The 14,734-nt window shown below is 73.4% G+C and carries 11 protein-coding genes; 1 reads left to right on the top strand and 10 read right to left on the bottom strand.

The window, feature by feature from the left end; all coding sequences use genetic code 11:
• Nucleotides 1-159: 159 nt before the first annotated feature.
• From hemW to lepA, 4 genes are all read right to left on the bottom strand, one after another.
• A complete protein-coding gene (gene hemW / locus ABT296_RS16095; protein ID WP_351927570.1) occupies nucleotides 160-1,392 on the bottom strand; it encodes a radical SAM family heme chaperone HemW in 1,233 nt (410 codons plus the stop codon).
• A 28-nt stretch (nucleotides 1,393-1,420) separates the two neighbouring features.
• On the bottom strand, nucleotides 1,421-3,367 hold the full coding sequence (locus tag ABT296_RS16090) for a SpoIIE family protein phosphatase (RefSeq protein ID WP_351927568.1): 1,947 nt from the start codon (nucleotides 3,365-3,367) through the stop codon (nucleotides 1,421-1,423).
• A gap of 255 nt (nucleotides 3,368-3,622) precedes the next feature.
• On the bottom strand, nucleotides 3,623-5,506 hold the full coding sequence (locus ABT296_RS16085) for an AMP-dependent synthetase/ligase (RefSeq protein ID WP_351927566.1): 1,884 nt from the start codon (nucleotides 5,504-5,506) through the stop codon (nucleotides 3,623-3,625).
• A gap of 250 nt (nucleotides 5,507-5,756) precedes the next feature.
• Nucleotides 5,757-7,625 carry a translation elongation factor 4 gene (lepA, locus tag ABT296_RS16080; protein WP_351927564.1) on the bottom strand — a complete coding sequence of 623 codons (1,869 nt, stop codon included), beginning with the start codon at nucleotides 7,623-7,625 and terminating at the stop codon, nucleotides 5,757-5,759.
• 251 nt (nucleotides 7,626-7,876) lie between these two features.
• On the opposite strand from lepA, the gene rpsT reads away from it, so the two are divergent.
• The gene (gene rpsT, locus ABT296_RS16075) at nucleotides 7,877-8,143 is read left to right on the top strand and encodes a 30S ribosomal protein S20 (RefSeq protein WP_351927562.1); all 267 of its coding nucleotides are present in this window, start codon (nucleotides 7,877-7,879) and stop codon (nucleotides 8,141-8,143) included.
• 237 nt (nucleotides 8,144-8,380) lie between these two features.
• Here rpsT and ABT296_RS16070 read toward each other — a convergent pair whose 3' ends face one another.
• The 6 genes from ABT296_RS16070 to ABT296_RS38735 form a co-directional block, all read right to left on the bottom strand.
• Nucleotides 8,381-8,776 (bottom strand): nuclear transport factor 2 family protein, encoded by a 396-nt coding sequence (locus ABT296_RS16070; protein WP_351927560.1) that lies wholly within the window; start codon nucleotides 8,774-8,776, stop codon nucleotides 8,381-8,383.
• Between the two features lie 105 nt (nucleotides 8,777-8,881).
• Nucleotides 8,882-9,868, bottom strand: coding sequence for a DNA polymerase III subunit delta (holA, locus tag ABT296_RS16065; RefSeq protein ID WP_351927558.1), 987 nt, complete (start codon nucleotides 9,866-9,868; stop codon nucleotides 8,882-8,884).
• 266 nt (nucleotides 9,869-10,134) lie between these two features.
• Complete coding sequence (locus ABT296_RS16060; protein ID WP_351927556.1) at nucleotides 10,135-10,380, bottom strand: hypothetical protein; 246 nt, start codon at nucleotides 10,378-10,380, stop codon at nucleotides 10,135-10,137.
• A 185-nt stretch (nucleotides 10,381-10,565) separates the two neighbouring features.
• Nucleotides 10,566-11,399 (bottom strand): arylamine N-acetyltransferase family protein, encoded by an 834-nt coding sequence (locus tag ABT296_RS16055; protein ID WP_351927554.1) that lies wholly within the window; start codon nucleotides 11,397-11,399, stop codon nucleotides 10,566-10,568.
• Between the two features lie 29 nt (nucleotides 11,400-11,428).
• Nucleotides 11,429-13,885: a ComEC/Rec2 family competence protein gene (locus ABT296_RS16050; RefSeq protein WP_351927552.1), complete on the bottom strand. Its 2,457-nt coding sequence runs from the start codon at nucleotides 13,883-13,885 to the stop codon at nucleotides 11,429-11,431.
• Nucleotides 13,882-14,520, bottom strand: a complete 639-nt coding sequence (locus tag ABT296_RS38735; protein ID WP_502977258.1) for a ComEA family DNA-binding protein — start codon at nucleotides 14,518-14,520, stop codon at nucleotides 13,882-13,884. Before ABT296_RS38735 ends, ABT296_RS16050 begins: the two co-directional genes overlap by 4 nt.
• Nucleotides 14,521-14,734 lie beyond the last annotated feature (214 nt).

Genomic DNA, 14,734 nt, shown 5'->3' with positions numbered 1-14,734 from the left:
GCCGAGCCGGAAACGTCATCGCCCCGCCCGAGCCAGAGACGTCATCACCCCGGCGGAGCGGAAGGCGTCAGACCCGGCCGGGCCGGAGCCGTCGTCCGGCCCGGCCGAAAAGGGCCGTCCGCCCAGCCGCGCGGTCCGCGTACCCGGCCCCCGCCCCGCTCAGTCCACCAGGTCCCGTACCACCGCGTCCGCCAGCAGGCGTCCGCGGAGGGTCAGTACCGCCCGGCCCTCCTCGTAGGGCCGTGGCTGGAGGAGTCCCTCGCCGAGAGCCCGGTGTGCGGCGGTGCGGCCCGCCTCGCGCAGCAGGGACAGCGGGACCCCCTCCCGCAGCCGCAGCTCCAGCAGGATGCGCTCGACGCGCCGGTCCTCCTCGGAGAGCAGCTCGCGCCCGGCGCCGGGGGACCGTCCGGAGGCCAGCGCCGCCGCGTAGGCGCCGGGGTGCTTGACGTTCCACCAGCGCACCCCGCCCACGTGGGAGTGGGCGCCGGGGCCGGCGCCCCACCAGTCGGCGCCGCGCCAGTACAGCTCGTTGTGCAGGCACCGGCCGGCCGTCGAGGTCGCCCAGTTGGAGACCTCGTACCAGTCGAAGCCCGCCGCGGCCAGCACCTCGTCCGCGATCAGATAGCGGTCGGCGTGCACGTCGTCGTCGGTCATCGGGACCTCGCCGCGCCGGATGCGGCGGGCGAGCTGGGTGCCCTCCTCGACGATCAGGGCGTACGCCGAGACATGGTCCGGCCCGGCGCCGATCGCGGCCTCCAGAGAGGCCCGCCAGTCGTCGTCCGACTCGCCCGGGGTGCCGTAGATCAGGTCGAGGTTGACGTGCTCGAAGCCGGCGGCCCTCGCCTCCGCGACGCACGCCTCGGGCCGGCCGGGGGTGTGGGTCCGGTCCAGCACCTTCAGCACATGCCGCCGCGCGCTCTGCATGCCGAAGGAGATGCGGTTGAAGCCGCCCTCGCGGAGGGTGGCCAGATACGCCGGGTCCACGGACTCCGGGTTCGCCTCGGTGGTGATCTCCGCGTCCGGGGCGAGGCCGAACTCGTCACGGATCGCGCCCAGCATCCGGACCAGGTCCCCCGCCGCGAGCAGGGTGGGTGTGCCGCCGCCCACGAAGACCGTGCGGACCGCCCGCGGGTCGTCGCCCAGCACCTTCCGCGCCAGCCGGACCTCGTCGGTGAGGGTGTCGGCGTAGTTGTCGCGGGAGGCCAGGACGCCGCCCGTGCCGCGCAGCTCGGTCGCCGTGTAGGTGTTGAAGTCGCAGTACCCGCAGCGGGTCGCGCAGTAGGGGACGTGCAGGTAGAACCCGAGGGGGCGGTCGGCCGCTCCGGCCAGCGCGGAGGCGGGGAGCGTGCCGTCGCCGGGGACCGGCTCGCCGTCGGGGAGTGCGGAAGGCATGCCTTCCATTGTCCAGCACGCCCGGACCTCACTCGGCCTGGAGCACCAGCAGCGCCAGGTCGTCCTCGGGCGGGCGGCCCCCGAAGTCGTGCACGAGCCGCCGGATCCGCTCGGCGATGGGCTGCGCGCCGAGCCCCGCGCAGCCGGCGAGCGCGTCCGCGAGCCCGTCGCCGTCGTCGAACTGCCGGGTGCCGCTGCGCCGCTCGGTGACCCCGTCGGTGACGCAGAGCAGGCTCTCGCCGGGCCACAGCACGAGGGTCTCGCTGGTGTAGGTGGCGTCCTCGACGACGCCGAGGAGGGTCTGCGGCTGCGCGGCGGTACGGACGCCGCCGCGCGCGTCCAGGAGCAGGGGCAGCGGATGCCCGGCGGAGGCGAGGGTGCAGCGGACGCCGCCCTCGAAGGGGGCCAGCTCGCCGTAGAGGAGGGACAGGAAGCGGGTCTGCGGGCCGTCCCCGGGGACGGCGGGCCCGACGAGGGCGCGGGCCCTGGCGTCGGCGGCCTCCGTGGCGTCGTCGAGGAGGAGCTGGTTGAGGCGGTCCAGGACGTCGGCGACGCCGTACCCCTCGCGGGCCAGCAGGCGCAGCCAGGGGCGGGCCAGGCCGATCACCACGGCCGCCTCCGGGCCCTTGCCCTGGACGTCGCCGACGGCGAAGCACCAGCGGCCGTCGCCGGCCGGGAACAGGTCGTAGAAGTCGCCGCTGGGGCCGCCCTTGTCGCAGGGCTCGTAGACGAGGGCGCTGGCCACGCCGGGGATCTCGGCGACGGCGCCGGGCAGCAGCCCGCGCTGGAGGACGGCGCTGATGGTGGCCTGCCGGGCGTACTGCCGGGCCGCGCCGATGGCCAGGGCCACCCGGCGGCCGAGGTCCTCCACCAGCCCGGTGACCTCGTCGGGGAAGCCCTCGGTCCGTCCGATCACCAGGGTGCCCAGCGGGCGGCCCCCGGCGATCAGCCGGTACGCCAGCGCCGTGCCGTCGGGCTCCCGCTCGCCCAGCGCCTCCTTGGGCCAGGGGTAGGGCACCGGCCCGGAGCGCAGATCGTCCGACGGGCGCGGCGGGTCCGCCCCCAGCGCCCGGATCAGGTCCTCGACGCGGTCCTCGCAGGCGTGCCAGGCCCGGGCCGGCCGGGTTCCGGTGTCCTCGGTGCCGGGCAGCGACCAGCCGCGCCCGGTGATCTCGTCCTCCAGCCACACCGCGCACCAGTCGGCGAGGCGGGGTACCAGCAGCTGTCCGGTGAGTGAGGCGACGAGGTTCTCGTCGAGCTGCCCGGCCAGCAGGTCGGACGCCTCGGCGAGGAAGGAGAGCGCGCCCCGGTTGAGCCAGGCCCGGTCGTGTTCGGGGCGCCGCGGACCGGGTGCCGGTATCGCCCAGGGGCGCGGGCCGGGACGGGCGCCGTTCGCCTCGGGGTCGTCCTCGGCGGGCAGCCGGGCCCACACGGTCTTGGTGCCGGCGCGGTAGGTGACGCCCCAGGACTCGCTGAGCCGGGCGACCAGGTTCAGTCCGCGCCCGTACTCGGCCGTGCCCTGCGCCGGTTCGGCGGCGCCGTCGCGCGGGGCGCGCCCGGGGTGGTGGTCGCCGACCTCGACGAGGATCGCGCCGGTGCCCTCCTCCATCCGGCAGACCAGGTCGATGTCGGTGCCGGCGTGGACGACGGCGTTGGTGACGAGTTCGCTGACGACGAGGACGGCGTCGTCGGCGAGGCGGCCGGTGTGCCGTTCGGTGCCGGGCAGGCCGAGTTCGGCCCATTCGGCGAGCCCGGCACGTAACAGGGCGCGGGCGGACCCCGGCGCGAGGGGGCTTCCGGGCAGGGTCGCCCGGCTGCGGGCGCGCACGCCGGCGTCCTCGCACTCGGGCGCGCCGATGGCGGGCCCGTCGGCGGACGCCCCGGTACTCCTGTCGGCGGACGCCCCGGCAGGCGCGTCCGCAGGCACACCGGAGGCACGGAAGACGGTCTCCCGTTGCGTCGGAATGGCCCCCATGGACAGCTCCCCGAGCGGTTCGGACGGATTCGCCTCAGTCGACGCCGACAGCGTGACAGACCGGCGGCACCCATAAGCGCCGAGTTACCGAAGTGGGCCGCCATGAGTGAGAACAGTGGTACAGGCGTGCTCGAAGACGGACAGATTCGAGCACCGGACCCGCGTCCAATGCTCACCGCGATCGGAGGGGGAACGGGAAACGTCCGCGACCGGCCACCGTTCGGCGGCCGGTCGCGGACGTTCTTCCGGGGCTTCCTACGCCTCGCGCGCGCCCTCGTACATCTCGTCGAGAAGGTGCTTGTACTCCCGCTCCACCACCGGCCGCTTCAGCTTCAGCGACGGGGTGATCTCGCCGTGCTCCACGTCGAGGTCGCGGGGCAGCAGGCGGAACTTCTTGACGGTCTGCCAGCGCTGGAGCTTGTCGTTGAGCTCCTTGACGTAGCCCTCGACCATCGCCACGGTCTCCGGCGCGGCGACGACCTCCGCGTACGGCTTGCCGCCGAGCCCGTTCTCGCCGGCCCAGCCCATCAGCGCGGCCTCGTCCAGGGCGATGAGCGCGGTGCAGAAGTTCCGGTCGGCGCCGTGCACCAGGATGTTGGAGACGAACGGGCAGACGGACTTGAAGGAGCCCTCGATCTCGGTGGGCGCGACGTACTTGCCGCCCGAGGTCTTGAACAGGTCCTTCTTGCGGTCGGTGATGCGCAGGTAGCCGTCGGGCGACAGCTCGCCGATGTCGCCGGTGTGGAACCAGCCGTCCGGCTCCAGCACCTCCGCCGTCTTCTCGGGCAGCCCGTGGTAGCCCTCCATGATGCCGGGGCCGCGCAGCAGGATCTCCCCGTCGTCGGCGATCCGGACCTCGCAGCCGGGCACCGGCTTGCCGACCGTGCCGGTGCGGTACGCCTCGCCCGGGTTGACGAAGGACGCCGCCGAGGACTCGGTCAGTCCGTAGCCCTCCAGGATGTGGATGCCGGCGCCGGCGAAGAAGTAGCCGATCTCCGGGGCGAGGGCGACGGAGCCGGAGACGCAGGCCCGCAGCCGCCCGCCGAAGGCCTCCCGGAGCTTGGAGTAGACGAGGGCGTCGGCGACCTTGTGCTTGGCGCCGAGCGCGAAGGGCACGGACGCGGTGCCGGTGCGCCGGAAGTTGTCCTGGCTGGCCTTGGCGTACTCGCGGGAGACCCCGGCCGCCCACTGGAAGATCTTGTACTTGGCCGCGCCGCCCGCGCGGGCCTTGGCGGCGACGCCGTTGTAGACCTTCTCGAAGATCCGCGGCACGGCGGCCATGTACGTCGGCCGGACGACCGGCAGGTTCTCGATGATCTTGTCGACGCGGCCGTCGACGGCGGTCACGTGGCCGACCTCGATCTGGCCGGAGGTGAGGACCTTGCCGAAGACGTGCGCCAGGGGCAGCCACAGGTACTGCACGTCGTCCGCGCCGACCAGCCCGGTCGCGGCGATGGCCTTGGCCATGTACGACCAGTTGTCGTGCGGGAGCCGCACGCCCTTGGGGCGGCCGGTGGTGCCGGAGGTGTAGATCAGCGTGGCGAGCTGGTCCTTGGTGATGGCGCCGACCCGCTCCTTGACCAGGTCGGCGTCCTTCTCCAGCCGGGCGGCGCCGCGCTTCTCCAGCTCGTCCAGGGTCAGGATCCAGTCGGCTCCGCCGTCCTGGTCCAGGCCCGAGGGGTCGATGACCACGACATGGGTCAGGTCGGGCAGTTCGCCGCGCTTCTCGACCGCCTTGGCCAGCTGGGCCGCGTCCTCGGCGATCAGCACCCGGCTCGCGGAGTCGGAGAGGATGAACGCGGACTCGTCCGCGTTGGTCTGCGGGTAGATCGTGGTGGTGGCCGCGCCGGCGCACATGATGCCGAGGTCGGCGAGGATCCACTCGATCCGGGTCGAGGCGGCGAGCGCCACCCGCTGCTCGGGCCGCACACCCAGCTCGATCAGTCCGGCGGCGATCGCGCGGACCCGCTCGGCGGCCTGGCCCCAGCTGAGCGACTTCCACTCGTCCGGGCCCTCCCCGGACGGGGACGGCACCGGATAGCGGTACGCCTCGGCGTCCGGCGTGGCCGTCACGCGATCCAGGAAGAGGGCCGCCACGCTCGGCGGACGGTTCTCGATCAAAGTCTGTGCGTCGCTCACGACATCCTCCGGGGCCCGCGACAGTGCGGCTGGCTCAGGGTGCGGCTGGTTCCACTCGCGCGCCTTGTTTAACTCGCGAGTAACTATCGAGCAGGGATCAGGTTAAGGCGCGACCGCCCGGTGCGTAAGAGTCCGCGCCCTGTCACTTCCTACAGAGACCCGGTTCCGACATGCGAGGAGGCCCGCCGCACTTTCGCACGACGGGCCCCTGGGCGTCCGTTTTGACCGGGTGAGCGGATGTAACCGGCGGTTACTTCTTGCCCTTGCCCGACCCCGCGCTGTCATCACTGCTCAGCACGGCGATGAAGGCCTCCTGCGGAACTTCCACGGAACCCACCATCTTCATCCGCTTCTTGCCCTCCTTCTGCTTCTCCAGCAGCTTCCGCTTACGGGAGATGTCACCGCCGTAGCACTTGGCGAGGACGTCCTTGCGGATGGCGCGGATGGTCTCGCGGGCGATGACCCGGGAGCCGATGGCCGCCTGGATGGGCACCTCGAAGGCCTGCCGCGGGATCAGCTCGCGCAGCTTGGCCACGAGCCGCACGCCGTAGGCGTACGCCGCGTCCTTGTGGGTGATGGCGGAGAAGGCGTCCACCTTGTCGCCGTGCAGCAGGATGTCGACCTTGACCAGGCTGGAGGTCTGCTCGCCCGTGGGCTCGTAGTCCAGCGAGGCGTAACCGCGGGTCTTGGACTTCAGCTGGTCGAAGAAGTCGAAGACGATCTCCGCGAGGGGCAGGGTGTAGCGGATCTCGACCCGGTCCTCGGAGAGGTAGTCCATGCCGAGCAGGGTGCCGCGGCGGGTCTGGCACAGCTCCATGATCGAGCCGATGAACTCGGTCGGCGCGAGGATCGTGGCGCGTACGACCGGCTCGTAGACCTCCTGGATCTTGCCCTCGGGGAACTCGCTGGGGTTGGTGACGACGTGCTCGGTGCGGTCCTCCATCACGACCCGGTAGACCACGTTCGGCGCGGTCGCGATCAGGTCGAGCCCGAACTCGCGCTCCAGCCGCTCCCGGATCACGTCGAGGTGGAGCAGGCCGAGGAAGCCCACGCGGAAACCGAAGCCGAGCGCGGCGGAGGTCTCCGGCTCGTAGACGAGGGCTGCGTCGTTGAGCTGGAGCTTGTCCAGGGCCTCGCGCAGCTCGGGGTAGTCGGAGCCGTCCAGCGGGTACAGCCCGGAGAACACCATGGGCTTGGGGTCCTTGTACCCGCCGAGGGCCTCGGTGGCGCCCTTGACCTGGCTGGTGACGGTGTCACCGACCTTGGACTGGCGGACGTCCTTCACACCGGTGATGAGGTAGCCCACCTCGCCGACGCCGAGGCCGTCGGCGCCGAGCATCTCGGGCGAGTTGGTGCCGATCTCCAGCAGCTCGTGGGTGGCGCCCGTCGACATCATCCGGATGCGCTCGCGCTTGTTGAGCTGGCCGTCGATGACCCGGACGTAGGTGACGACACCGCGGTAGGAGTCGTAGACCGAGTCGAAGATCATGGCGCGCGCGGGGGCGTCCTTGACGCCGACCGGCGCGGGGACCTGGGCGACGACCTTGTCGAGCAGCTGGTCGACACCGACACCGGTCTTCGCGGAGACCCTGAGCACGTCGGACGGGTCGCAGCCGACCAGGTTGGCGAGCTCCTCGGCGAACTTCTCGGGCTGCGCGGCCGGCAGGTCGATCTTGTTCAGCACGGGGATGATCGTGAGGTCGTTCTCCATCGCCAGGTACAGGTTGGCGAGGGTCTGGGCCTCGATTCCCTGGGCGGCGTCGACCAGCAGGACGGTGCCCTCGCACGCGGCGAGCGACCGGGACACCTCGTAGGTGAAGTCGACGTGCCCCGGGGTGTCGATCATGTTGAGGATGTGCGTGTTGCCCGGGTCCGTGGTGGGCGCCCAGGGCAGACGCACGGCCTGGGACTTGATGGTGATGCCGCGCTCACGCTCGATGTCCATGCGGTCGAGGTACTGAGCACGCATCTGCCGCTGTTCGACCACACCGGTCAGCTGGAGCATCCGGTCGGCGAGCGTGGACTTGCCGTGGTCGATGTGCGCGATGATGCAGAAATTGCGGATCAGAGCCGGGTCGGTACGGCTCGGCTCGGGCACATGGCTAGGGATCGCGGGCACGCAGGGTCCTGATTCTTGAGGTGTCCGCAGCCGTCTGCGGTCTCGGGTCGGAACGATCGGGTCTGTACGCAGGCTCCATGGTCCCACGGGTCGGGGCCGGAGACCGGTTTGGGCCGTGCACCGGCCCACTGGTAGTCTGGGTGGCTGTGTCTCATGCCCTCTCAGCGCGAGGCACATCCCGAGAAATCACCCGGTGCGGATTCCGTGCGGCTCCCGTGCGGCCCCGTGCCAGAACCTGTAGAGGCTCATTCGTGGCGAACATCAAGTCCCAGATCAAGCGGATCAAGACCAACGAGAAGGCTCGGCTGCGCAACAAGGCCGTCAAGTCCTCCCTGAAGACCGCGATCCGCAAGGCCCGTGAGGCCGCTGCCGCGGGTGACACCGAGAAGGCCACCGAGTACCAGCGCGCTGCGGCGCGTCAGCTCGACAAGGCCGTCTCCAAGGGCGTCATCCACAAGAACCAGGCCGCCAACAAGAAGTCGGCGCTTGCTTCGAAGGTCGCTTCCCTCAAGGGCTGAACCCCTTATCTGGTCTGATCGCCGGCGGGACCCAGGGCGGGCCCTCTCTCATCCGCCCCCGGCCGGCACCCCGGATCCGCACGCGGCCTGCGTTCGCCACGCGGGTGCGGATCCAGCAGCTTCACCGAAGGCCCCGGCGCCTCGCCCTTCCCCAGGGCGGGCGCCGGGGCCTTCGGCGTACGGCGCTCTCGGGACCGCGTCCTGTGCGGGGGTGCGTCCTGTGCGGGAGTGCGCCCCCTACTTCCAGAATTCGTCCGCGGCGTCGATGTCCGCGACGCATTCGTCGAGGTCGGTGGCCTTGTCCCCGACGATCCGGAAGATGATCGCGCCGTCCTCCTCGATGTGCCTGCCCTTGCGGTCCGCACTGAAGTGGTGGACGGCGACTACATGGCCCCGGCCGTCGGCCATCAGGGAGCGGAGCTCGGCCCGCATGGTGCCGTCGGTCTCCTCGGCCATGCGCCCGTACATCCTGATGATCTCGTCCACGCCCTTGTGGTCCCCGGACAGCGGGTGGCTGCCGGGTACGTGCTGGGTGCAGTCCGAGGCCATCAGCCCGCGCAACGTGTCCATGTCACCGCGCTCGAAGGCCTCGTAGCCCTTGCGCACGAGTTGCATGTGGGGGTGTTCAGCCATGACGACCGCCACCTTTCGTGTTCCGGCGGATGAACGGCTGACACGACCGATTTTCCCACTCCGGCGGGGCTGGGTCCTGTTGCGAGGGCCTGCTCCCGGCCGGGTCTAGCGTCCTCTGGAACGGGCTGCCCGCGCGATGGTCACCACGGCCTTCTCCAGGGCGTACTCGGGGTCGTCCCCGCCGCCCTTGACCCCGGCGTCGGCCTCGGCGACGGCCAGCAGCGCCATGGCGACCCCGTCGGGGGTCCAGCCGCGCATCTGCTGGCGCACCCGATCGATCTTCCACGGCGGCATGCCCAGCTCGCGGGCGAGGTCGGCGGGCCGTCCGCCGCGCGCGGAGGAGAGCTTGCCGATGGCCCTGACGCCCTGCGCGAGGGCGCTGGTGATCAGGACGGGGGCCACTCCGGTCGCCAGCGACCAGCGCAGCGCCTCCAGCGCCTCCGCCGTACGCCCCTCGACCGCCCGGTCGGCGACGGTGAAGCTCGACGCCTCGGCCCGCCCGGTGTAGTACCGGCCGACCACGGCCTCGTCGATGGTCCCCTCGACATCGGCGACCAGCTGCGACACGGCGGAGGCCAGCTCCCGCAGATCGCTGCCGATGGCGTCCACGAGCGCCTGGCATGCCTCGGGGGTGGCGGACCGCCCGGTGGTCCGGAACTCCTGCCGTACGAAGGCCAGCCGGTCGGCGGGCTTGGTCATCTTCGGGCAGGCGACCTCGCGCGCCCCGGCCTTGCGGGCCGCGTCGAGCAGCCCCTTGCCCTTGACCCCGCCCGCGTGCAAGAGCACCAGGGTGATCTCCTCGGCCGGTGCGCCGAGGTAGGACTTCACGTCCTTGACGGTGTCGGCGCCGAGGTCCTGGGCGTTGCGTACGACGACGACCTTGCGCTCGGCGAAGAGCGAGGGACTGGTCAGCTCGGCGAGCGTCCCCGGCTGCAACTGGTCGGGGTTCAGATCGCGTACGTCGGTGTCCGCGTCGGCCTCCCTGGCGGCCCGGACCACCTCCTGCACGGCGCGGTCCAGCAGCAGGTCCTCCTGCCCCACGGCAAGCGTCACGGGGGCGAGCAGATCGTCGTCAGCACTCTTCCTGGCCATCGCGACAAGGATGACACGGGGCACTGACAGCGCGGACCGGCGCCGGGAGGCCGGGCGGTTCCGTGCTGCCGTGGAGCGGGGCGCGGGAACCTCGGCGTCGGCGGGGAGCAGGAGCCTCCGCGTCAACGAGGCGCGAAATCCTCGGCGTCAGCGAGCCGCGGGACCTCCGCGTCAGCGAGGCGCGGGAGCCTCCGCGTCAGCGAGGCGCGGGAGCCTCCGCGTCAGCGAGGCGCGGGAGCCTCCGCGTCAGCGGGCCGCGGGCGGCTCTACGGCTCCTCCCGCCAGCCGTCCCACTCCCCCGCCAGCTCGTCCAGGGCCGCGGGGTCGAGGGCGCCGCGCTCGTCGCGCAGCACCACCAGCCACTGCGCGTCCTCCGCGTCGTCCTCCCCGGCCAGGGCGTCCCGCACGATGCGGGGCTCCTCGTCCACGCCGAACCGCTCGCCGAGCGCCTCCACGGCCTCCTCGGCCGCGTCCCGGTCGGGCAGCACCAGCACATGTCTCACATCGCTCACGCGACCATTGTCCAGCCCCGCCGAACCGCCCGGTCCCCTCGGGTCGGCCCTCGCGAATGCTCCGCACGGCCTGCTCCACCGAGATGCTCCGCCCCACCACCGCGACGCCCCGGGCCGGCACCGTCCGCCGGCTCACGGTGAAGCCGTCCCGATGCGGCTCGGTCCGCACCACCGCTTCTGCCCGACTACACCCCCGGCTCCCGTACCTCCGGCACCCGCTCCAGCTCGATCCCGAACCGCTCCCTATAGGCCGTCAGCACCTCCACGTCCGTGCCCAGTTCGCGCTCCTCCTTCGTCCCGTCGGGCGCCGTCGTCTTGAACGTGCGCCCGCTGAGCGTGATCCGTCCCCCGTCCTGCGTCACCCGCGAGCACACCAGGGACCGGGTGAAGTGCGAGGCGGGCGAGGTGCTCTGCCACCAGGCGCCGGCCACGAAGTCCCGCAGCACCCGGGGCCGCGTCTCCAGCCGGTACACCGGCCTGCCGTTCGCCTCCACGTCCAGGTCCGCCGCCTGTGGCACCTGGTGCCCACCCCGTACGCCGGCCTCGTCCGGCCCTGCCTCCACGACCCGGAAGACACCCCCGGGGTCCTCCTGGGCGCCCCGCGCCTCCAGCGCCAGCGGGAAGTGGCTGTGCGCCCCGAACCCGACGTCGGCCAGCCACTCACCCCCGTCGACCGTCCGCACCCGCAACGCCAGATGGTCGTAGGGAATCCCCAGCCGCCCCTCGCCCCCGTACACCCGGCCCGCCAGCAGGGCGACCTCGTACCCGAGCGCCGTGAGCAACGCCCCGAAGGCGCCGTTCAGTTCGTAGCAGAACCCTCCCCTGCGCGCGCCCACCAGCTTGTCCAGCAGCCGCTTCTCCTCCAGCACGATCTCCTCACCGAGGTGGATCGACAGGTTCTCGAAGGGCACGGTCTGCAGATGACGCACATGCAGTTCGCGCAGGACGTCCACGGTGGGCCAGGCCGGATGGTCCACCCCGAGCCGGCTCAGATAGGCATCAACCTCTGCGGAATTCATGTCCTCAGTCTCCCGCCCCTGCCAGGCACTCACTCCCCCGCCACTCTCAGCCCCCCGCCCTCGCCCACGACGGCCAGCGCGCCGTCCCGGTCCGTCCGCAGCACCACCGCGCCCCGGGCCCGCAGCGCCGCGACCGTGCCGGGGGACGGATGCCCATAGGGGTTGCCCTTCCCCGCGGAGATGAGCGCCAGCCGCGGTGCCGCCCTGCGCATCAGCTCCGGGTCCTGGTACGCCGACCCGTGGTGGGCGACCTTCAGCACATCCACACCGCCCAGCAGCGCACCCGCCGGTGAGGCCAGCAGCGCCCGCTGGGCCGGGGGTTCGAGATCCCCCGGCAGGAGCACCCGCACCCCGGCGACCTCGGCGAGCAGCGTCACGCTGGCGTCGTTGGCCTCCTCCGGGAGCGCCGCGGGACTCGCCGGCGGCCACAGCACCCGCCAGGACAGCTCCCCGGTGCGCCGCCGCTCCCCCGCCACGGCCCGGGTCACCGGCACCCCGTGCGCCGCGGCCTCCCGGTGGACGAACTCCGCCTGCCGCACCGGCTCCTGGTGGCCGGTCGTCCCGATCTCCCCCACCTCCCTGCCCCTGAGCACCCCCGGCAGGCCGGCGACATGGTCGGCGTGGAAGTGGGTCAGGACGATCAGCGGGATCCGGGTGACGCCCAGAGTGCGCAGACAGCGGTCGACCAGCTCCGGGTCGGGGCCGGCGTCCACCACCACGCCGGTGCCCTCGCCCGCCGCGAGCACGAGCGCGTCGCCCTGGCCCACGTCGCACATGACCAGCCGCCAGCCCGGTGGCGGCCAGCCGCCCAGCACCCGGACCAGGGGCGGCGGCTGCACCACGAACAGCACCAGCAGCACCGCGCCGACCCCGCACCACCAGGGGTGCCGCCCCAGCCGCCGGCCCGCCGCCAGCCCGGCCACGGTGACCAGGAGCAGCAGCCCCGCCCCGGCCCAGCTGCCCGGCCAGTCGATGCCCGCGCCGGGCAGCGCCGCCCCGGTCCGGGCGATGTCGGCGATCCATCCGGCGGGCCAACTCGCGCCCCATGCGAGGGCCTTGGCCACCGGCATCGCCACCGGCGCCGTCGCCAGGGCCGCGAACCCGAGCACCGTGGCGGGTGCGAGGGCGAACTCGGCCAGCAGGTTGCACGGCACCGCCACCAGGCTCACCCGCGCCGACAGCACCACCACGACCGGCGCGCACACCGCCTGGGCGGCCGCCGCCGCTGCCAGCGCCTCGGCGGACCTCGGCCCCATCCCGCGCCGCTGCAGCGCCGCGCTCCAGCGCGGGGCGAGCACCAGCAGGGCGCCCGTGGCCAGGACCGAGAGCAGGAACCCGTAGCTGCGGGCCAGCTCCGGGGCGAACAGCACCAGCAGCAGCACCGCGGCGGCCAGCGCGGGCAGCAGGGAGCGGCGGCGCCCGGTCGCCAGGGCGAGCAGGACCACGGCTCCGCAGGCAGCGGCCCGCAGCACGCTCGGGTCCGGTCTGCACACGACGACGAAGGCGAGGGTGAGTGCCCCGCCGCCGAGCGCGGTGGTGCGCAGGGACAGTCCCAGCCGGGGTGCCAGCCCGCGGCGCTCGGCGAGGTGGGCGGTGCCCGGCGGGCCGATGAGCAGCACGAGGATGATCGTCAGGTTCGATCCGGAGACGGCGAGGGTGTGCGCGAGGTCGGTCTCCCTGAACGCCTCGTCCAGCTCCGGGGTGATCCGCGAGGTGTCCCCGACCACCAGCCCCGGCAGGAGCGCCCGCGGGTCCGCCGGGAGTCCGTCGGTCGCCTCCCGCAGTCCGGCGCGCAGCCGTCCGGCGAACCGCTGTGCCGCCGAGGGCGGTGCCACGACCTCCGGCGCCGTCGCGCCCCGCACCCGCAGCACGGCCGCGATCCGGTCGCCGCCCGTCATCGGGGGCGCCGCGCGGGCGGTCACCCTGAGCCGGGTGGACGGCAGCAGCCCGAGCCAGGGCGACCCCGCGGACGCCCGTACCACCATCAGCACCGGTGTCCGCGTCACCACGGCCGCTCTCCCCGCCGTCTGCACCCGGAGCACCTCGGCGTCGATCAGCACCGTGGGCGGCACGGGGCGGTCCCCGCCGATCCGGGGCCGGGCGAGCCGCGGATCGGAGGTCAGCCGGACCTCCGCGGTCACGGTGGCGTACTCGCGGGCCAGTCCCGGCACCGGGCCGCGCCGCAGATCGGCCCCGTGCAGCCCGGCCGAGAGGGCGGCCGCCGCCACGCAGAGCAGGACGGCCGCGACCACCGTCCGGGGACGGGCACACAGCAGGACGAGTGCCAGGCCCAGGGCGGCCACCACGACTCCGGCGCACCATCCGACCGGCGCTCCCGGCAGCAGTGCGGCCGTCGCCCACGCGGCGAGGGCGGGCGGCACCAGGCGCAGGTCCGCGGGCCCGTCCTGGCGGGGGTGGGAGGCGCCGAGCCGGTTCCCGGACGCGGCGTGCACCTCGGACCGGTCCGGAGCGGGGGTCCCGCTCATGGCCGTACGAGGGTGCGCAGGTCGGCGAAGCGTCGCTCGCCGATGCCGTTGACCTCGCGCAGCTCCGCCACGGAGCGGAAGCCTCCGTTGCGGGTGCGGTGGTCGATGATGTGCTGGGCCAGGACCGGTCCGACGCCGGGCAGGGTGTCGAGCTGTTCGGCCGTGGCGGTGTTGAGGGAGACGGGCGCGGCGGGGCCGGCTCCGGGCGCGCCGGGCGGTGCGGCGGGGCCCTGGGCCGCCGCGGGCACGCCGACGAGGACCTGCTCGCCGTCGACGAGGAAGCGGGCCCGGTTGAGGCCCTCCGTGCTGGTGCCCGGGCGCACCCCGCCCGCCGCGCGCAGCGCGTCCTCGACCCGGGACCCCGCGGGCAGCCGGTGGATCCCCGGCTCCCGCACCTTGCCGCCGACGTCCACGACGATCTCCGCGCCGGCGCCGGCCGCGCCCGCCGCACCGACACCCTCCCCGGCCCCGGCCCGTAGAGCCTCCGCCTCCCCGGCGTCCGGCGAGGCCCCCTCCGTGAACGGCGCACCGGCGCTCACCACCTCGGGTGCCCGCACCTCCTGGGTCCGCCCGGTCAGGAAGTGCTGCGCGGCGAAGGCCACGGCGGCGACGAGCAGTACCGAAAGCGCGACCACGCTCCGCCGCTCCAGCCCGCACCGCGCCTGCACCCACAACGGCAGCCGCTCACGCAACGCCAGCCCGACCCTCCCCCGAAGCTCCGACCGCGGCTGCGGCTCCGGCTGCGGCTCCGGCCCGCCGACGGACAGCCCCCACTCCGCCCCGGGGCGGGCCGCACCGGGCTCAGAACCCGCGCGAGGCACATCCCGCTCAGGCCCAGGGAAGGACACA

The organism is Streptomyces sp. NPDC000983 (assembly GCF_040299205.1).
Lineage (GTDB): Bacteria > Actinomycetota > Actinomycetes > Streptomycetales > Streptomycetaceae > Streptomyces.
This window is presented reverse-complemented; position numbering and strand designations above follow the sequence as displayed.